We start from the raw sequence: 17641 nt of genomic DNA, 5'->3' as shown, positions 1-17641 counted from the left end.
ATCAGTTGACCTCAGTAATCGAAACAGCTTGATCGCGTGCCTCGATCTTCAGGGCGATAGTCCTGTCGGGCACCACTGCGCGGTACCAGGCCGCGTCCGGCGCTTCGGGCAGTCGCCACGTCGCGCGCCACACGGATTTGCCCAGGTCGCGATAGCCAACCAGCACGCCGATTGCGGTTGTGGCCGGGTTGGACTTGCGTTCGATACGTTCGCCGGTGCCGGGTCGCAAGATGAACTCGTCGACGGCAAGCAGGTCAGCAGCTAGCACCTTCCTGTCCTCGTTCTGAAGCGTGAAGAAGTCGGCGTTATCAAACGCCGCAGCAGACTTGAGCTCGTAGACGCGCACCACGACCGGCGCTGCGCGACCCTGTTCATCGCTGTTCAGGTGCCCGCTCGTCTCGATATGGAGCTTCAACTTCGACACCTCCTTGCGCGTCGGTGCAGTGCTGCATCCTTGCAAGACCAGGCATGCCGTCAGCAGCAACCACCCAATCGCCATCCACCGAGTGGCGCGAGTGCCTGCCATTCCGGTGGGAGTCAGATCAAAGCGCATGAACATGTTCGATTCGGTTTGGCTGCGCACAGGGCAACCCGGCCGCCGAATCGCAACCGGATTGCACGACAACCAGGAGACTCAGGCGGTGTTCTTCTTGACGTCGAACGTCGCGGTGATCACACCGCCGCTGCCGCCTTGCGCGTTCTGCACCACGTATTCCTGCTTCAGGCGCGAGAACGACAGACGCACGATTTCACGCGGACGTGCTTCGTCCGAGCTGAGGCCAGAGGGGCTCACCTGCGTGACCAGCAGGTCATGCATCGTGAACTTGATGTACTCGAGGGGGCTGCCGCCGGCCTTGCGGACCACCAGGCGAGCCTCGTCGATATGCTTGCCCAGCAGGCAGTACTGCACGAGATTCGGGCTGGCACGGTCGATATAGTGTTCGAACTGCAGATCATCGACAGTGGCCTTGCCAGCGCCGCCGCCAGATCCGGCGTGCATGTTGGATTGCTGGCTGACGTTCCACGACCAGCTCAACACCTCGATCTCGCTCTTGTGAACGCTATCCTCGGACTCGCCATCGATGCCGGTGATCTTCAGGAAGATGTCTTGTGCCATAGTGAGAATTTCCTTGTTCAGTAGATATGACTTGCCGATGGCGGGCTTGTTTGACGAGCCCCCGCCGTGACTCGGAATCGAGATCGCAGGCACGACTTCCGCCGCGCCACGATGCTCAGGCGGCTGCCTTTACCAGCGGCAGCTTGGCTACCAGTCGCAGCGATACCGTCAGGCCTTCGAGCTGGAAATGCGGACGCAGGAAGAACTTGGCCTGGTAGTAGCCGGGGTTACCCTCGACGTCCTCGACCACTACCTCCGCAGCGGCCAGCGGGCGGCGCGCCTTGGTTTCCTGGCTCGAGTTCGTCGGGTCAGCGTCGACGTAGTTCATGATCCATTCGTTGAGCCACTGTTCCATTTCGTCGCGCTCCTTGAAGGAGCCGATCTTGTCGCGCACGATGCACTTGAGGTAATGGGCAAAGCGCGAGCAAGCGAACAGGTAGGGCAGACGTGCCGACAGGTTGGCGTTGGCCGTGGCGTCCGGATCGTAGTACTCGGCGGGCTTCTGCAGCGACTGTGCACCGATGAACGCCGCGTAGTCGGTGTTCTTGCGGTGGATCAGCGGCATGAATCCGTTCTTCGACAGCTCGGCCTCGCGGCGGTCCGAAATGGCGATCTCGGTCGGGCACTTCATGTCCACACCGCCATCGTCGGTCGGGAAGGTATGGCAGGGCAGGTTCTCGACTACGCCGCCACTTTCGACGCCGCGAATCAAAGTGCACCAACCGTAGCGCTTGAACGAGCGGTTGATGTTCACCGCCATCGCGTAGGCGGCGTTCGACCACGCGTACTTCTGGTGATCGGAACCGTCGGTCTCTTCCTCGATATCGAACTCATCCACCGGGTTGGTGCGCACGCCATACGGCAGACGGGACAAGAAACGCGGCATGGCCAGGCCGATGTAGCGCGAATCCTCCGACGACCGCAGTGAGTTCCACGGCGCATACTCGAGGTTCTGCGTGAAGATCTTGGTCAGATCCCGCGGATTGGCGAGCTCCTGCCAGGAATCCATCTGCAGCACGGATGGGGACGCGCCGCTAATGAACGGCGCGTGCGCGGCGGCAGCCACCTTTGCCATCGAGCCGAGCAGGTCCACGTCTGCCGGCGTGTGATCAAAGTAATAGTCGGCCACCAGGCAGCCATAAGGCTCGCCGCCAAGTTGACCGTACTCCTCCTCGTAGATCTGCTTGAACAGAGAGCTCTGATCCCACGCCACGCCCTTGAAGCGCTTCATGGTGCGGCGCAGTTCGTCCTTCGAGATATCCATGAAGCGGATACGGAGCTTCTCGTCGGTCTCTGTGTTGGTGACCAGGTGGTGCAGCCCGCGCCACGCGCTTTCCAGCTTCTGGAAGTCCTCGTGATGCAGGATGAGGTTGATCTGCTCCGATAGCTTGCGGTCGATCTCGCCGATGATGGCCTCAATGCTCTTGTAAGCATCGTCGGACATCGTCACCGCATTAGCCAGCGCCTGCTCCGCGAGTGTCTTGACCGCGTTCTCGACAGCCTCTCGCGCCTGCTCGGTCTTCGGCTTGAATTCCTTGGTCAGCAGCGCATTGAAGTCGGATTTCCGGTCGAGCGTCTGCGCTGTCGCGGCCTTGTATTGCGTGTCACGTGTTGCCATGTCTGCCATGTCTTGTACTCGGTTTCGGTTGCTGTCCTTACTGCGCCTGGGCCTGGTCGTCCGCGTCCTTCGCCGCCTCGGGGCGAGGTGCCTTGGCCAGTGCATTCAGCAGCGCCGGGTCCTTGAGCACCTGTGCAACCAGGCTTTCGGCGCCGGACTTGCCGTCCATGTAGGTTTGAAGATTGGCGAGCTGCGTACGGGCCTCGAGCAGCTTGGCGAGGACATCGACCTTGCGGGCGATGGCGGCAGGCGAGAAGTCGTCGATGCTCTCGAAGGTCATGTCCACCATCAACTGGCCCTCGTCCGACAGCGTGTTGGCCACCGGGAACGCCACACGCGGCTTCATCGCCTTCATGCGCTCGTCGAAGTTGTCGACATCGATGTTGAAGAATTTTCGATCCGCCACCGGCGGCAGCGGATCCACCTGCGTACCGGAAAGATCGGCAAGCACACCCATCACGAATGGCAGTTCGATCTTTTTTTCCGAGCCGTAGATCTCGACGTCGTACTCGATCTGCACACGTGGCGCGCGGTTCCTCGCGATGAACTTCTGTGAACTGTTGGATGCTGACATGGGATACTCCGTCGAATGCGTGGTGATGTGGGACTTGCCGTGAGATCCGCGGACCCGAGCTCCGCCGCATGGGCCTGCGAGAAGCATGGTAGGTCTCGAAGCGGGGCCGCGATATAGGAAACGTTCGAAAGTTCCGGGTCTTGTCGGAAGTTTCTGAGCTAGCGTCAGCGCACCTCAATGAAGAACCAGGTGTCGGCCATGACCGACCCCGGGGTGGTGGGTCCCGTCGCGTAGTACCGCCCAACGAATGAGAGCGACATTAATCCTGTCGGCGACATCGGAAACATCGGCGTCGTGGAGTGATCGCCCACCACGATTGGTGTCCCGTCCGCCTTGAGCAATTGGACCTGGACGTTCTGCGCGGTGCCAACGGATCTCAACCGCCCGTCGACCCTTCTATTGGTGAGGAACAAGACTGCCACGGGCTCTTGACCACCCTCGCACACCAGATTGATCGTGAACATGGTGTCGCCCGCTGTGTCTCCGGCTTTCTTCAAAGCGCCTGTTGGGATCGTTGGCAGGCTGACCTCTAGTTGGGGCGACCCTGAGTGGCGGCAGGTTTGCGTGACGTACTTCCCCGTGAAGTTCAACGCGACGGATGGTTTGCTGCCGTCTGCAAAGGCGGAGGCACACAGCATGGTCAGGCCGACGGCCAAGAGCGCCTGAAGCGTCCGTGGTAACGGCCTCGCTTGCTGTATGACGGGCAACTTAGCGTGCATCTTCATTCTTTGGGGTCTCCGCTCACATCGATTCCACTTCAACTGGCCGCCGCTTCGCAACGTAGTGTCAGGCGCGCTCCCGGGTCTGTTCCGCCATCCACGCTCGCTCCAGCGGGCATTGCGTACGGCAGTTCGCATGACTCGGCCGTCGACTCGCCCCACTGCGCACGCAGTGCGCCGCTGCCCTCCAGGCCGCGCAGGAACGCCAGGCCGCCCTGCCCGACGATACCCATCGACTTGCCATCGGCGGAGAACAAGGCCGTGCCTAGCGGCAGGGGCTCGCCTGCGTGGTCATGCATGGCCACCAGCGCGGCTTTTCCGGTGACGGTTGGCATCTTCACGAGCACAAGGGCGTTGAGGCGCGGCACGACTTGGTCGCTGGAAGTCTCCAGTTCAACGTCGTCTGGCAGGTCGGTCGGATCAATCGCCACCCGGTTCACGCGGTAGGGCGTCAACGAAGGCAGCAAAGCGTAGCCATTTCCGTCGATGCGCGCGCCTTGTCCATTGACGATGCGCCCGCCCTCTGCGCCCTTGGCTTCGACAAGGGCGGCGGCCTGGCCGAGTGGCGGCCCCAAGGTGATGCCGCCTGCGTGCGCGACGATGCTGCCGTCCGCGTTCAAGCCGATCTGGCGACCCCGGTTTCCGAGGGAGGCGTTCGCGGCGTATGTGCCATAACGCGCACGATAGGTGGCGTTGCCACCGAGCTGGTTCGTGTGGTCACCCGAGTTCGACGTGCGTTGGACATTCATGCCGTAGGAAATGGGCGCTTCGCCCGCGGTGGCGCCGTTGAGGCTGGCCTGGAACGCGCTGTCGCCGTGGGTGTCCACCGTGACGTTCGTCGACAGAGAGTCGAAGGGACCGCGCTCCACCGCAGAGTTACGGCCGAGGGAAATGGTCAGGTTCACACCGAACTGGGTATGTTTTGAGCGATTCTGGTCGAATGACTGCTGGGCGTAGATCGTGTACGCCACTCTCCCGACTCCCCCGGTGAAGCCAGCCTGATACTGGGTATCCCTTCCGCGACCGCCATCCCAGTAGTCCTGCGTGCTGCCCGAGAGATACATGGAACCCATCGTGCCGAGTGGCTGGTTGATGCTGAGTTGCAAGCGATTGCGCGTGCGGTAGCTCATCAGGTTGCCGCCCGGATTCCCCACATTTCGCGCATAGATCGCGTCGCGCAGGCTGTAGAAGCCATCTGTCGAGTATCGATAGGCACCCAGCAGCAGGTTCGTTTCGATTGCGGGAATGCGCTTGCTGTAGCTCACGCGCCAACTGCTGCCGGTATGCGAACTGCTCGCCAGGTCCGTGCGCGCCATCGTTACATCGGCGGAGACTGCCCCGACCGGCGTATTGACGGCAAGGCCAAGCAGGCCCGAGCTATACCCCTCGGATGTCAGGACACCCGTGTAACCAGTCAGCATGTTGCTCAGACCACGCTGGATCGTCGCCTGCACCACCCACGGCTCATGCTGAACGAGCTGATCGCGGTACTGACCTGCGGACACGTTGAACCTCGTGAAGCCGGGGCGGAGCAGATTCGGCACGGCGGCAAACGGCACCAGAAAGGTTTGCCGGCGTCCGTCCGCTTCTTCCACCGTCACGCGCAGATCGCCGCCGTAGCCGATCGCCGGCAGATCGCCCAGCTCGAACGGACCGGGTGGAACGCTGGTCTCGTAGAGGATGTCGTTGTTCTGGCGGACGATCACGCGCGCGTTGCTTTCCGCCACGCCACGTACGATAGGTGCGTAGGCGCGCATCGAGTCGGGCAGCATCCGGTCTTCACTGGATATCTGAACGCCTCTTACACTGAACGAATCGAAGACCTCACCAGTCGTGAAGCTGTCACCGAACGTCAGGCGGCTTCGCCAGGACGTGAGATCTCGCTCGACATACGTTGCCAGATTGTTCCATCGCATGCCGCCCACGTTGCTGTTCCAGTCAAGCGTGGAGCGCTGGCGAAAGCGCCATTGGCCCAGATTCAAGCCGAGTTGCAGGCCGAGATATGCACTGCTCACGTCGGCGCCAGATTGATTGGCGCTGTATGTCGTGAAGTTGTACTGGAGCAGACCCGCTTTGATGCCGGCGTCCCACAAAGCAGGGCTCACATAGCCGTACGGCGTTTGCACTATGCTTGCCTGGGGGACGGTGATGTCGAGTTGCAATTCCGCGAGGTCGAATTCGGCCCGTGCATCGGGAACGAGGTCTGCGAGTCGGACACATTGGCCGTCGTCGTAGAAGGCTGCGGATCCCGTTGCATCACCGGTTACGGCGCCGGCGGACTCCACGCGGGATCGGAGTGCCTTGTCAACATCGACGCCCAGACCACGCAGCGCCGCGATGGTGAAGCATGGCTCCGCCACATCACTGTCTGCCATGGCGACAAACTGGACTTCGCGCTGCCCCTGCGCTTTGCCATTGAGCGACAGATCCACGTCGTAGACGCCCGCTGGCACGGGGTTGCCGTTCGTGAAGCGCGAAATGCTGACCACTTGGCCGTTCAGGAACGCCGGATTGAATTGGACCGCGGCAAGCTTGGGGCGGTGACGCCGCGTGCTTCGCTCCCGCGGTGCCGTCATGAGCGTTTCGATCTCCTCGATCGGTACGTCACCTGGCTTCGATTGGACCGCCTCTGCATTCAGTCCGTAGCACCCGAATGCGCTAAGGACCATCACCGTCCGTGCCAACGGGCGCACAGCCAAACGATGCCTCGTACTCATAGAAACATTTCGCCTTGCTTTGATGTGATCACGCCTTCTCAGCGGCAGGATCACCGGCTGACGGCGACTACGGGAAGCGCTAGCGTTGGCTGCTGGCGTTACTGGACTATGGCGGCGTCTTCGACGGTCGCGCCGAAGTCGTTGAGCAGGGTGTAGGCGATTGCCGTACCGCTTGGCGGGGAGACATTGCGATCGCCGACTTGTGGTAGCTCCGCGCTGCCAAATGGAGGGACCATCTTGGGCTGGTAGCCAATGTCGGTGGTGCCAGCTTTGACTGACACGCTGTCGAGTGACACGTAATAGCCAGTTGGATTGCCAACACGCAGCACCTGCTTGCCTTCTGCGTTCCGTGCAGCCGTCCAGGTCAATCCGGCACGCCCGGCGGACGGGTCGTCGCGCAACGCGGCGGGGCGATAGAACAGCTTGATACGCGTGCCAAACGCCAGCTGGAGCATGTTCCGGCTATCCGCATCCACCGGCTTTGGCGGAATCTCGAGGATGTTGAGCCAGTAGACCGTCTCGCGGTCCGCAGGCATTGTCTTGCCGGTGAACTTCACCCGCAGCGTCTGGCCTTTTCCACCTTCTGCGCGGAAGACCGGCGGCGTGATGACGAACGGCACATTGATCTTCTCGACCGGAACCGAAGTGTCACCATCGTCAATCCATGCCTGCACCAAGACTGGTGTGTCCTCGACATTGTTGAGCCGCACGGAAACTTGCCGACTCTTCTCGGGATAGATGACCCGGGTACCGGTAATGACGATCGCGGCCTGGGCCGACATTGATGCCAGCCCCACTGTCGCCGCAAACAGGAAGGAGAGCCATCTCCAGGCATGCATCGTTGATCTCCAGGCGCCTGATTGGCTAGCCCGCGAACGGGCCCAGCCAATCTTCCGCGTGCCTTAGTTGTAAGCCAGGGTAAAGTTCGCGGTGGTCGACACCATGCCAGCGGAAGTTGCACCGGTGGCGTAGTAGCGGCCGCCGTAGTGCAGCGTTGCGGTACCGACAGCGTCCGCGGCCGTCCGCGTCACCTGAATGGGCTTGCCGCTGTCGCCCAGACGCAGCACCGAGCCGTCGTGGTCCAGCAATTGCACTTCGACGCTGCCTGCGGGAGTCGTCGTTGCGAGGTTGCGGGCGTTCCCGGTTTCTGGATTAAGGTTCGTGATCTCCCAGTGCGCCGACACGCTGTTGACCCCGACCGGGCAGTTCTCGATACCGATGCTGAACGGCTTCGAACCGGCGGTATGGCCCTTCGCCGTCAGGCTGGAAATCGCGACGGTCGGCAATGTCACGGTCTGGTTGCGATCACCGGCGGTGACCGAGCAGGTTTGCCCCGTCAACCGGCCATTGAAATTGACCTGGCCCTGCGAGACGACGGCCTGTGCCATGGCGTTCGATGCCGCGCCCATAGCGACCAAAGCGGCGACGGCACCCTGGAGTACTTGCTTGTTCATGAAACGTCCTTCCATTAAGAATGCGGATTCAGTCCTTCCGCTGTTGCTGCAAAACGGCGTTGGCCTAACTCGGATCCCGCCTCACTTCACGACGAGACCATCGTACAAGCCGGCATTCCCGACGCATATATGACGCGTTCGAAAGTTCCCGTTAGTTCTGCGACAGAATTTCTGCCTGGCGCACGTGCAGGCAAAGTGCCGTCGCAGGGGTCAACCTGGCGTCGTCGATATCGACGTCGATATGCGTCAGGACAGATCGCGAGGCAACGGATTCCAGCCAGAGCGCCGACAATCTCGGCAGGATGTGCTGGTCAATAAAGCCGATCAGCGCGCGCGCACCCGTCTCCTGTACAAGGCAACGGTCGATCACGTAGTCGACCACCGCCTGGCTGTAGCCCACCGCGATGTCGTGATGGTCCTGCATGCGCTGCACAACGCGGTCGAGGTGCAGGCGTATGATGTTCGACAGCGAGGCATGCGCCAGTGGGCGGTACGGCACTACGGTCACGCGGCCCAGGAAGGCCGCCGGAAAGGCACTCAGCAGCGCCGGCATCAGCGCATCGCGCAGCGCATCGGGTTCCGGTGCATCCGAGGTATCGGTATGAAAATGGGAGATCAGCTCGGCGCCGACGTTGCTGGTCAGGAGAATCGCCGTATTCTTGAAGTCGATGTAGCGGCCATCGCCATCCTCCATGTATCCCTTGTCGAATACCTGGAAGAACATCTCGTGGACGTCGCGATGCGCCTTCTCCACTTCATCGAGCAGAACTACCGAGTAGGGACGGCGCCGCACCGCTTCGGTCAGCACGCCACCTTCGCCATAGCCAACATATCCGGGCGGCGCGCCCTTGAGCCCGGAGACGGTGTGCGCCTCCTGATACTCGCTCATGTTGATCGTGATCAGGTTCTGCTCGCCGCCATAGAGGGCCTCTGCCAGCGCCAGTGCCGTCTCGGTCTTGCCCACCCCGGACGGGCCAACCAGCAGGAATACGCCGAGCGGCTTCCCCGGATCTGTCAGCCCGGCGCGCGCGGTCTGCACCCGCTCGCTGATTCGATGCAGGGCATTTTCCTGCCCCATTACCCGATTGGCGAGTGTGGACGGGAGGGCCTGCACAGCGGCGACCTGATTGGTCAGCATGCGGCCGGCGGGGATGCCCGTCCAGTCGGAGACGACCTCGGCCACAATTGCCTCGTTGACTTCGGCAAACACAAGCGGCGCCTCACCCTGAAGTGCCGTCATACTCGCTTCGAGCTCGCGGAGCGCCTCCATGGAGGGTGGCGGCTCGGAGTCGCCATCAGGCTCGGCGTCCACGCCTGCACGGCGTTCCATGCGTTCGCGCGCGGACAGCAATGCCTGCGCCGCCTCGCGCTGGGCCTCCCACCTTGCGGTGACGGCCGCATCCTCACCCTCCAATCCGTCGATGCGGGCCCGCACGTCTTCCAGATTCCTGTCGACTTCGAGCCCGATGCGCGCTTCACTTTCCAGCAGATCCAGCTCGGCGCGCGCCGCCAGCAACTGCTGCTGCACGTCCTGCAACTCCCGTGGTCGCGTTTGTTGGGACAGGCCGACCCGGGCGCAGGCCGTGTCGAGCAGGCTGATGGCCTTGTCGGGCAGTTGGCGGGACGGAATGTAACGATGTGACAACGCCACCGCGGCGCGGATCGCCGCATCGAGGACCACCACGCCGTGGTGACGCGAGAACGTCTTCACCAGCCCGCGCACCATATCGATGGCCGCCGGCTCCTGCGGCTCATGGACCTGCAGCACCTGGAAGCGGCGCGTCAGCGCCGGGTCTTTCTCGATATGGCGCTTGTACTCGGCCCATGTCGTTGCGCCTATCGTGCGGATCGTACCGCGCGCAAGGGCCGGCTTGAGCAGGTTCGCGGCATCGCCGGTGCCGGCCTGCCCGCCCGCGCCGATCAGCGTGTGGATCTCGTCCACAAACAGGATTGCGGTTCCCGCACTCGCTTCCGCCGCGGCCAGCACGCCTTTGAGGCGCGCCTCGAATTCGCCCTTCATGCTCGCGCCCGCCAACAGCGCGCCAACGTCCAGGCTCAGGAGCTTTGCGTCGGCCAGCTTCGACGGCACATCGCCCCGGGCGATGGCCAACGCCAGCCCTTCCACGACGGCAGTCTTGCCGACGCCCGCCTCTCCCGTCAGCAGGGGATTGTTCTGCCGGCGGCGAACCAGAACGTCGATCATCGTGCGGATCTCCAGTTCCCGGCCGACCACAGGATCGACCCCACCGGCACGCGCGCGGGCAGTCAGGTCTACGCAGTACTGCTCAAGCGGGGAACCGGCCACCGCGGCGTCTCCCATGGCGCCGGACGCCACGCCGGGCATCGCGGCCGGGAAATCGGAGCTCTCGTAGGCTTGATCCCCCTCCTCAGGCGAATCGATGATCCAGGCCGGCAGCATGGCATTCAGATCCGTCACGCCGATCTTCGCGAACTCGGGGGAAATCGACAGGAGTACGCGCCGCAGCTCGGGCGATTTCAGCAGGGCCGCCATGAGCCAGGCGCCGCGCACGCGCGGGTCGCGGAACTCTAGTGTCGCAACCACCCAGGCGCGCTCGATGGCGATGTCGATGTGGTTCGAGAAGTCGCTGATCGAGCTGGCGCCGGCAGGCAACGCAGCGAGTGCTCGAACCAGATCCGCATCGAGCTTCTCGCGGTCCACGCCACCGTGGCGGCAGATGCGATGCATGTCACTGTCGGGCAGCGCGAGGATCTGGTGCAGCCAGTGCGCCAACTCGACGTAAGGGTTGCCGCGGAGCTTGCAGAACGTCGTGGCCGATTCGATGCTGCGAAACAGCGTCTCGCCGAGTTTGCCGAACAAGGTCTTTCTGGATGTGGTCATGGTGTAACAGAGATGCCGGGAGGGGAATGGGTCCGCCGGTGGGCGGCGTTCAAGGCGAGATAGGGGTGCCGTAGGGCGGCACATCGCGCGCCAGTTCGTGCACGGTGACGTCGTCCACATTGACGAATCTGGCGATGAAGCGGATCGGAATGTCATCCGCGCCGCATTGGAAGATGAGTCGCCGGCACAGCCAGCCGTTGTGCTCAGCGAGGATCCGCGTCATCCCATTGGCGGGCTGAAGCTCTTCATGAAGCGTGCCACCATCCGCCGCAAGAACCGTGAACGCGATGTGACTAACGCCAGACAAGCTATCGAGGTCGCCGAGATAAAGCTCAACAGCCACGTCATGGGAGCGTCGCAGGCGTGCGAGCGCGGTCTCGGGATGGTCTGTGCCGGCCGTGGGGAGATCCCCGCGCAGCGCTTCCGGCGTGGCCGCGCGCCGCGCGAAGCTGACACCCGCATAGGTTTCGTACTCGGCCAGCGTGCGTACCTGACCGAGTCCATACGGACCGAAATCGACGCCCGCAGCACTCACATCATCCACACCAAGCAGGGCGCGATTACGCTCCTGCGACAGCCGGTCGCGCTCGAACCAGACCATCTTCACCAGGCCGCGGGCCCGATTTTCGGGGGTGTGGTCATCCCACACCTTGGCGCGATAGTCGCGCGTGTACTCATGCCAGGCCAGCACACGATGCGGGTGGTACAGGTCATATCCATGGGTAAAGGCCCGCACGGCAATCGAGATTTCCTCGCCGTGAAAGAAATACTCGGGATCGTGCTGGACATTCGTCGCGAAATGGCCATCGGCGAAGGCAAAGTGCCCGCTATAGAAGCGGGCTCTGAGCGGCTTTTCCAGCGCCTCCCAACCCGGAATCCGGCGCGACGCCACAAGCAGCGCCCCGGCTGCAATGAACCGGTCGAAGATGAGGAAGGTCGGATGCTCGCCTCGGCACGACGGGTCTTCGCCCCGTGGCTCGAAGGCCGGCAGGTAGGCCGTCAGCACAGGCCTCGCGCTTTCGTCGCGCAGCGACTCGAGCATCTCGATGGCCATCCCGTCCCAGCCGTGGACGAAGCGATGGTGGGAGTCGATCTGCAAGGTATAGTCTTCGCCAGCGTACTGCTGCTGGATCAGGTTCCGCGCCCAGCAGGCGCCCTGGCTTTCCATCGCGGGCACATCGATCAGTTCGACCGCCGCTTCCGCCAGCACCAGCCGATGCACGGTGCGCCCGGCGCGCATCACCACTTGCCAATGCGAGAAGCCATGTGCGAAGAACATGCCGATCATCTCGTCGAGGCCGTGCTGCCAGCACACCACCACGCGCAGCCGATCCGGCCGGGAGGCCTGCCTGACCAGGCTGTGCAAGGTCGGGATCAGTTGGGGATCCCGATAGCTTGCCATCTGCACGAAGATTCTCTCGGCCATCACGTTGCCAGCCACCGTCGCCTTCAGTTGACCGCCATGGTGAATACGGCTGTGGCATTGATCAGACCGGCGGTCGGGGTCTGCGTCCCGGTGCGTAGCACGGTGGCATCAAGGTTGTATGTGAACAGCTTGCTGTTGCCGGGCTTGGTAATGACGCTGGCGTTGTCGTTGGGCCTGAGTACGGTATCGCTGTCTCGATCCTTGACCCTGATGCCAAGGTGCTGCGCGCCTGTATTCCTGAGCAGCGAGGGATTTTCCGTGTCCGGCGTGCCAGTAAGCTTGGCCGTGATCGAGCTCGGGGACGCAGGGCCGATACAGGTCACTTCAAAGTTGATGGGTCGCGTAGGCCCCACGGTCTGCGAGACACTGTTGGCGCCAAACGTACCGAAGTCGATGTTCCGGGTCGGTGTGCTTGGGCTACAACTGGGCAACACGTTGATCCGCGTACTGCCGGTGGTGATCCGGATGACCGGTCCGCCCGCGCCATCGCCCATGGCCGTGGCGATATCCCCGGCGCCGAACGTCGACGAAACGTCCATCTCTCCGGTCTTCACAAAATCGATCACCATCCGCAGCCCCGAGCGGAAGCCGGGAAAGTACGGTTGATTGGGCTCCGCCGGCCCGAAGTTCACGATGAAGGGAAATGTGCTGACCGTCCCGGAGCCTCGGACGTAGCTGAGGCGCATGCCGATACCCTTCATGCCGGATTCCACCACCCCCGGAAATGCGGTGCCCTGTTTCGGACTCACGAACGCATAGCGAACCTGCCCGCCGGTGCGCCAGTCACAGTTCAACAGGGCGGTGCTGCTTCCCAAGCTCGGGGACGCCCCGCTGCCAAACGTCTCGCCAACCGGAAGGTCAGGCTGGACATCGATGGTCGACGGGAAGGTCACATGGAAGCTGATCTCCTTCTGAATGACGTCGATATTCGGAAGCCCCTTCACGGTCCACTCGTCGATGTCCGCCTGCGTCACCTGGCTGCAGGCCGCCATCGCGCCCGCCGCCGGCAACAGCAGTCCAAGCCCCAGCAGCACGGCGAAACCCTTGGTATAGCCTTTCATCACAGTACCTATCGAGATTGCGGGCGACACCGCCGGCTGGCCGGCGTGTCGTCCGATGCGTTAATGGGCGTGCCAATTGGAGCCATTCAGTTGTCCACGGCATCCCACTTGGACAGCAGTTCAAGTGGGATGCTCTGTGCGAGTTCGGAGAATCGCTTGCCAACCATGCGCTCCGCCTCGCGCAGCATCACGGTCACCGGGCTGCTGGGCTCGTTGTCTTCAAACCACTCCCGCACTTGCCGCATCGTGGCGAGGGCGGTCCAGCGGTCCATCGTCAGGGCGGGGGGGGGCGGTGTGTGCGGCGCAGCCGTCGTCGTCGCATACTCGATGGGCTTGGGAATGTCCGTCGCGGTTGAGGGCGCGATAGCGCTGGATCGCCCAGCCCGCGTCTCGGCGACGGGTGCCGTCGACTGTGCTGGTGGCACAGCCTCCACCAGGCGCTCAATCTCGCTGAATGGCTGCAGCAACCGGGAAAGGGGGTCGAGGTTGGGCGCGTCGGCCTTGAGCCCGCTCTCTGCCCATGCGGCGATCTGTGCCAACCGGGCATGGGCTTCGCCGAGCGCGAGCACGACCGCTTCGCCGCGCGCAGCCAGTTCCTTGAGCATGCGCGTCACACTTTCGGGCGACAGCGCATCCTTCTGACGCGGCAGCGCAAGTGCTTTTTCGATATCGCGCAACTGCAACTGCGCGCCGGCCGCCTTGGGTAGCGGAATCTCGCGGACATCGGCCAGCGCGCCTTCCGCATCCGCGAGCGCGGCGAGCGCATTGGCGAACGTGATGGGATCCCATTGGCCGTCGAAGTACGGCAACGGATGCAGCCCGCTGCCATATCGTTCCAGCAAAGACTGGAGGAAGACCATCCCATCGCGCAGGCCCGCCGCGCCGCGCTGGCGCACCGCGGCACGCAACAGGATGATGGCCACCCGGAGGTCCTTGGTGCGCGCCAGCAGCGCCTCGCACTCTCGCTCGGCCTCGGCCCAGTTGACAGAGGCCGGCGTCTCGACGAAGTCACCGTATTGCACGGGCGCGGACGGGGCGACGGCGGCCTGGAGCATGATGAAGGCCGGATCGTATTCCAGGTCATCACCACAGGCTGATGCATCCGAAGCCGGTTCAAGCAGGTCGTCGTAGCGCGACGTTTCGGCAGGTGCCAGGTTATGCATTGTCATGGGGAAGTTCTCGGTCATGCCGCGTAGATCTCCGGCTCGAAGACCATGCCGGACACGGGTTGCGCCGGGTCGCACTCGCCCAGCCAGGTCGAGTGCCCAAGCCGTTGACGCCCGTCCACGCGCGGTGCCGGCACTTCCTCCGGCTTGATCAGCAACTGGATCTCCCAGTCGTACTCGTAGCCGATGAACGCACGGACCCATTCCACCAGCGTGCATAGATCTTCGCCACGCGGCGTGAGCCGCAGGTAGCGGGAGAAATCCAGCGGGCCGATCACAAGACGGAACTTGTGCTGCCGGTCTGCAACCTGCTCGCCGAGCATGGCCGATTCGCCCATGAAAGACGAGGCGCCGGGCATGCCGAGTCGGCAATGGCCGGTCTCATCGACTCGGATCCAGTGCGGCACGTACTCCTCGACGGCAATCGGCACATCGAAGTATTGCGACAGCGTGGCCGCGAGGCCCTCAGGGTTGCGCGACTCGCGCACAATGTGCGCCGAGGCGCCGTAACGCGCGTGAGTCGGCAGGCAGCTCTGGCGTGCCTCGGCCTGGTCCGTGCCCATCAGGCTGGCGATGTAGAACGAGAACCGCTCCTCGTCGGGCCGATCGAGCGCGGCGGTGGACTGCCCCGCAGCCCAGGCGCGATAGAACAGCGCCAACGCGCGATGGTGGAACAGGTCGGCGAAGTGCTCGAGCGTCCGGTCCTGGAGCGCGACGGACCGGTGATAGGCCAACTCCGTGGCATGCAACGGCAGCGGCCCCTGCGGGCCCCAGATACCCAGCCCGAACAGCCGGATGTCGAGCCGGCCGTGCCGCGTGTCGAGCGAAGCAACCTCCCGCGGCGGAAAGGCAAGCACTGGACGCTGCCCAATGCGGTACGTTTCCTGTGACGGCAGGTCGGCTTCGCCCGGCGCGGGACGGCTGGGGTCACGCGCGGCGATTGCGCGCATCAGGCTCAAGAAGCCTGACCTCCATGGACGGTCCTGATCGAACCATGCGCGCATCGCATCCGGCTGCAACGCGGCGTTCGGAGGCACTTTCACAGGCCTATACGGCACCGCGACCTCCCATCCGGGGTGCCCAGCGCGTGATCAGGCCCCGTTGCATCGAATGCAGTTCGGTTTCTGAAAAGACGTTGATCGCCACGTGGCGCGCGAGATAGTGCTCCAGGATCAGGCCGAACAGGTAGGGGCTGGCCCCGGAAAATCCGCTCTCGTCCACCGTCAACTCGCAACGCACGCCGCGCCCGTACACCAGTAGGCCATGGCCTGGCAGGCGACTCACCACGGGCTGCGTCTTTGCGCCGACCAGACTCTCGACCTGCGCGATCTGCTCCCGCTCGCTGTGGGTCACGAACAGTCGCAGCATGTTGCGAAGCGCCTGCGCACCTTCGCCGTGATCGAGTTCCGACAACGGCATGTAGTTGAAACTGAGCTGGCGGATCAGCCGCCATGCCGCTTCGTCGCTCGCGTAGGGCGCCCGCGGGGCGCTCGGCGCATGGACCAGGCTGACGGCCTCGAGCGGTACCGCATCGGGCATGGTCAGATGGGCCCCTACGCCGCGCGGCATCAGGCGCGGCAGGTCGCGGTTGGTGACCCACGCCTCCACGGACAGGTAGCGGATGTCGTCGGCATATGGCGCCTCGGCCTGGTCCACCAGCGACAGGAAGACCTCCGTGCCGATATAGGCCGTGCGCGTGCCGTACTTGCGGGCGTCGCCGGACAGCATTCGCTGTTCCCGCCGCACCGAGAAGTACCGGCCATAGTTGCCAAGGTCACTGTGCAGGGTCTGGTACAGGGGATTGAACTGGATCTCCGTCGACGTCTGCGCCATCTGCCCAAAGACGCGCGAAACCGAGTAGACCTCGTAGTCACGCGGACGTGCGCGATCGACCACCAGATGGAAATCCGTCAGGCTGCGGTCCACCTCCACGCGGTCCGTGCGCCTGGGAAACAGGTTGACGATCGGCGTACAGAACAGCAGGAAGCGGCTGCCATCGACATGCACGCCGAGTTCGTCGGGCATGCGGTCCAGCAGCAGCACGATCTCGGCCTCCTTGCCGTCCACACGGGATAGCCCCTTCGCCAGATCCGTCAGCACGAAGAAGTAGAAGCGTTGCCGGCACGAGAAATACTCCTGGAGCAGGTTGTGCCCGCTGAACTTGTTCCAGCGCAGCGGCAGCAGGCTCTGCTCCGGCTCAAAACCTTCGAGCGCTACCGGCGCCCTGGACACGACGTGGCTCCGCTGGTGATCGGTAACTCCGTCCGGCCGCACCACGGACGCCACGGCGCCCGCATGGATCAGCTCGAACAGATGCGAGGCGATACGCTCGTCACCGTCGATATAGAGTGGTAGCTGGTCCAGCCCCTTGATCTCGTTGAAGCGGATATCGCCCACCGTACGCAAGCGCAGCCGCAGCGCACCGCGCAACTGACGGTGGCGGAGCAGATGGCCGGTTTCCGGAAGGTCCGGCGGTACGGCGGTCAGCCGCGCATCGGCGATCTCGATTGGCCAGAGCGTCACGTCCTGGCCGGTGCGGAACTCGCACGCGGTCTGTTCGCCGGGCGGTACGGCGGAGCGCATGACGCTATGGCGCGCCACCTTGAAGCCCTGGCTGAACTCACCCTCGCGCAGGCTCGGATGCAGCCGCGCCACCGCCATCGACGGCGTGGGCGCCACGTAGTTCGGATAGACGACTTCAAGCAGCCGCTGGGTGAAGCGCGGGAACTCCGCATCCAGCTTCAGGTGCGTGCGTGCGGACATGAAGCAGAACGCCTCGATCATCCGCTCGACATAAGGATCGGCAACTTCGATGCCCTCCATACCCAGCCGGCGCGCAATCTTCGGATGCTGTGCGGCGAACTCGCCTGCCGATTCGCGCAGGTAGGTCAGCTCGCGGTTGTAATACTCGAGGAACTTCGGATCCATG

Annotated in this window: 14 protein-coding genes; all 14 read right to left on the bottom strand. The window is 63.4% G+C overall.

The window, feature by feature from the left end; genetic code table 11:
• Nucleotide 1 precedes the first annotated feature (1 nt).
• The gene (tssJ, locus tag KHO18_RS02510) at nt 2-553 is read right to left on the bottom strand and encodes a type VI secretion system lipoprotein TssJ (protein ID WP_244844476.1); all 552 of its coding nucleotides are present in this window, start codon (nt 551-553) and stop codon (nt 2-4) included.
• Nucleotides 554-634: 81 nt separating this feature from the next.
• Nucleotides 635-1117 carry an Hcp family type VI secretion system effector gene (locus KHO18_RS02505; protein ID WP_144197618.1) on the bottom strand — a complete coding sequence of 161 codons (483 nt, stop codon included), beginning with the start codon at nt 1115-1117 and terminating at the stop codon, nt 635-637.
• Nucleotides 1118-1232: 115 nt separating this feature from the next.
• Entirely contained in the window at nt 1233-2735 is a 1503-nt protein-coding gene (tssC, locus tag KHO18_RS02500) for a type VI secretion system contractile sheath large subunit (RefSeq protein ID WP_211942726.1), read from the bottom strand.
• Nucleotides 2736-2772: 37 nt separating this feature from the next.
• Nucleotides 2773-3309, bottom strand: a complete 537-nt coding sequence (gene tssB, locus KHO18_RS02495; RefSeq protein ID WP_144197616.1) for a type VI secretion system contractile sheath small subunit — start codon at nt 3307-3309, stop codon at nt 2773-2775.
• 164 nt (nt 3310-3473) lie between these two features.
• The gene (locus KHO18_RS02490; protein WP_186296823.1) at nt 3474-4034 is read right to left on the bottom strand and encodes a fimbrial protein; all 561 of its coding nucleotides are present in this window, start codon (nt 4032-4034) and stop codon (nt 3474-3476) included.
• Between the two features lie 32 nt (nt 4035-4066).
• The gene (locus KHO18_RS02485; protein WP_186296822.1) at nt 4067-6604 is read right to left on the bottom strand and encodes a fimbria/pilus outer membrane usher protein; all 2538 of its coding nucleotides are present in this window, start codon (nt 6602-6604) and stop codon (nt 4067-4069) included.
• Nucleotides 6605-6843: 239 nt separating this feature from the next.
• Nucleotides 6844-7584 carry a fimbria/pilus periplasmic chaperone gene (locus KHO18_RS02480; RefSeq protein ID WP_144197613.1) on the bottom strand — a complete coding sequence of 247 codons (741 nt, stop codon included), beginning with the start codon at nt 7582-7584 and terminating at the stop codon, nt 6844-6846.
• Nucleotides 7585-7647: 63 nt separating this feature from the next.
• Nucleotides 7648-8199: a fimbrial protein gene (locus tag KHO18_RS02475; protein WP_144197612.1), complete on the bottom strand. Its 552-nt coding sequence runs from the start codon at nt 8197-8199 to the stop codon at nt 7648-7650.
• Nucleotides 8200-8350: 151 nt separating this feature from the next.
• The gene (gene tssH / locus KHO18_RS02470; RefSeq protein ID WP_211942725.1) at nt 8351-11059 is read right to left on the bottom strand and encodes a type VI secretion system ATPase TssH; all 2709 of its coding nucleotides are present in this window, start codon (nt 11057-11059) and stop codon (nt 8351-8353) included.
• A 49-nt stretch (nt 11060-11108) separates the two neighbouring features.
• Complete coding sequence (locus KHO18_RS02465) at nt 11109-12485, bottom strand: GlcNAc-transferase family protein (RefSeq protein WP_211942724.1); 1377 nt, start codon at nt 12483-12485, stop codon at nt 11109-11111.
• A gap of 23 nt (nt 12486-12508) precedes the next feature.
• A complete protein-coding gene (locus KHO18_RS02460; RefSeq protein WP_144197609.1) occupies nt 12509-13546 on the bottom strand; it encodes a fimbrial protein in 1038 nt (345 codons plus the stop codon).
• An 86-nt stretch (nt 13547-13632) separates the two neighbouring features.
• Entirely contained in the window at nt 13633-14709 is a 1077-nt protein-coding gene (locus KHO18_RS02455; RefSeq protein WP_211942745.1) for a type VI secretion system protein TssA, read from the bottom strand.
• A gap of 20 nt (nt 14710-14729) precedes the next feature.
• The gene (gene tssG, locus KHO18_RS02450; RefSeq protein ID WP_211942744.1) at nt 14730-15716 is read right to left on the bottom strand and encodes a type VI secretion system baseplate subunit TssG; all 987 of its coding nucleotides are present in this window, start codon (nt 15714-15716) and stop codon (nt 14730-14732) included.
• Between the two features lie 43 nt (nt 15717-15759).
• Nucleotides 15760-17640, bottom strand: coding sequence for a type VI secretion system baseplate subunit TssF (gene tssF / locus KHO18_RS02445; protein WP_144197608.1), 1881 nt, complete (start codon nt 17638-17640; stop codon nt 15760-15762).
• Nucleotide 17641 lies beyond the last annotated feature (1 nt).

Source organism: Cupriavidus campinensis, assembly GCF_905397395.1.
Lineage (GTDB): Bacteria > Pseudomonadota > Gammaproteobacteria > Burkholderiales > Burkholderiaceae > Cupriavidus > Cupriavidus campinensis.
Note: the sequence above shows the minus strand (reverse complement) of the source record. Positions and strands in the feature narration are given on the sequence as shown.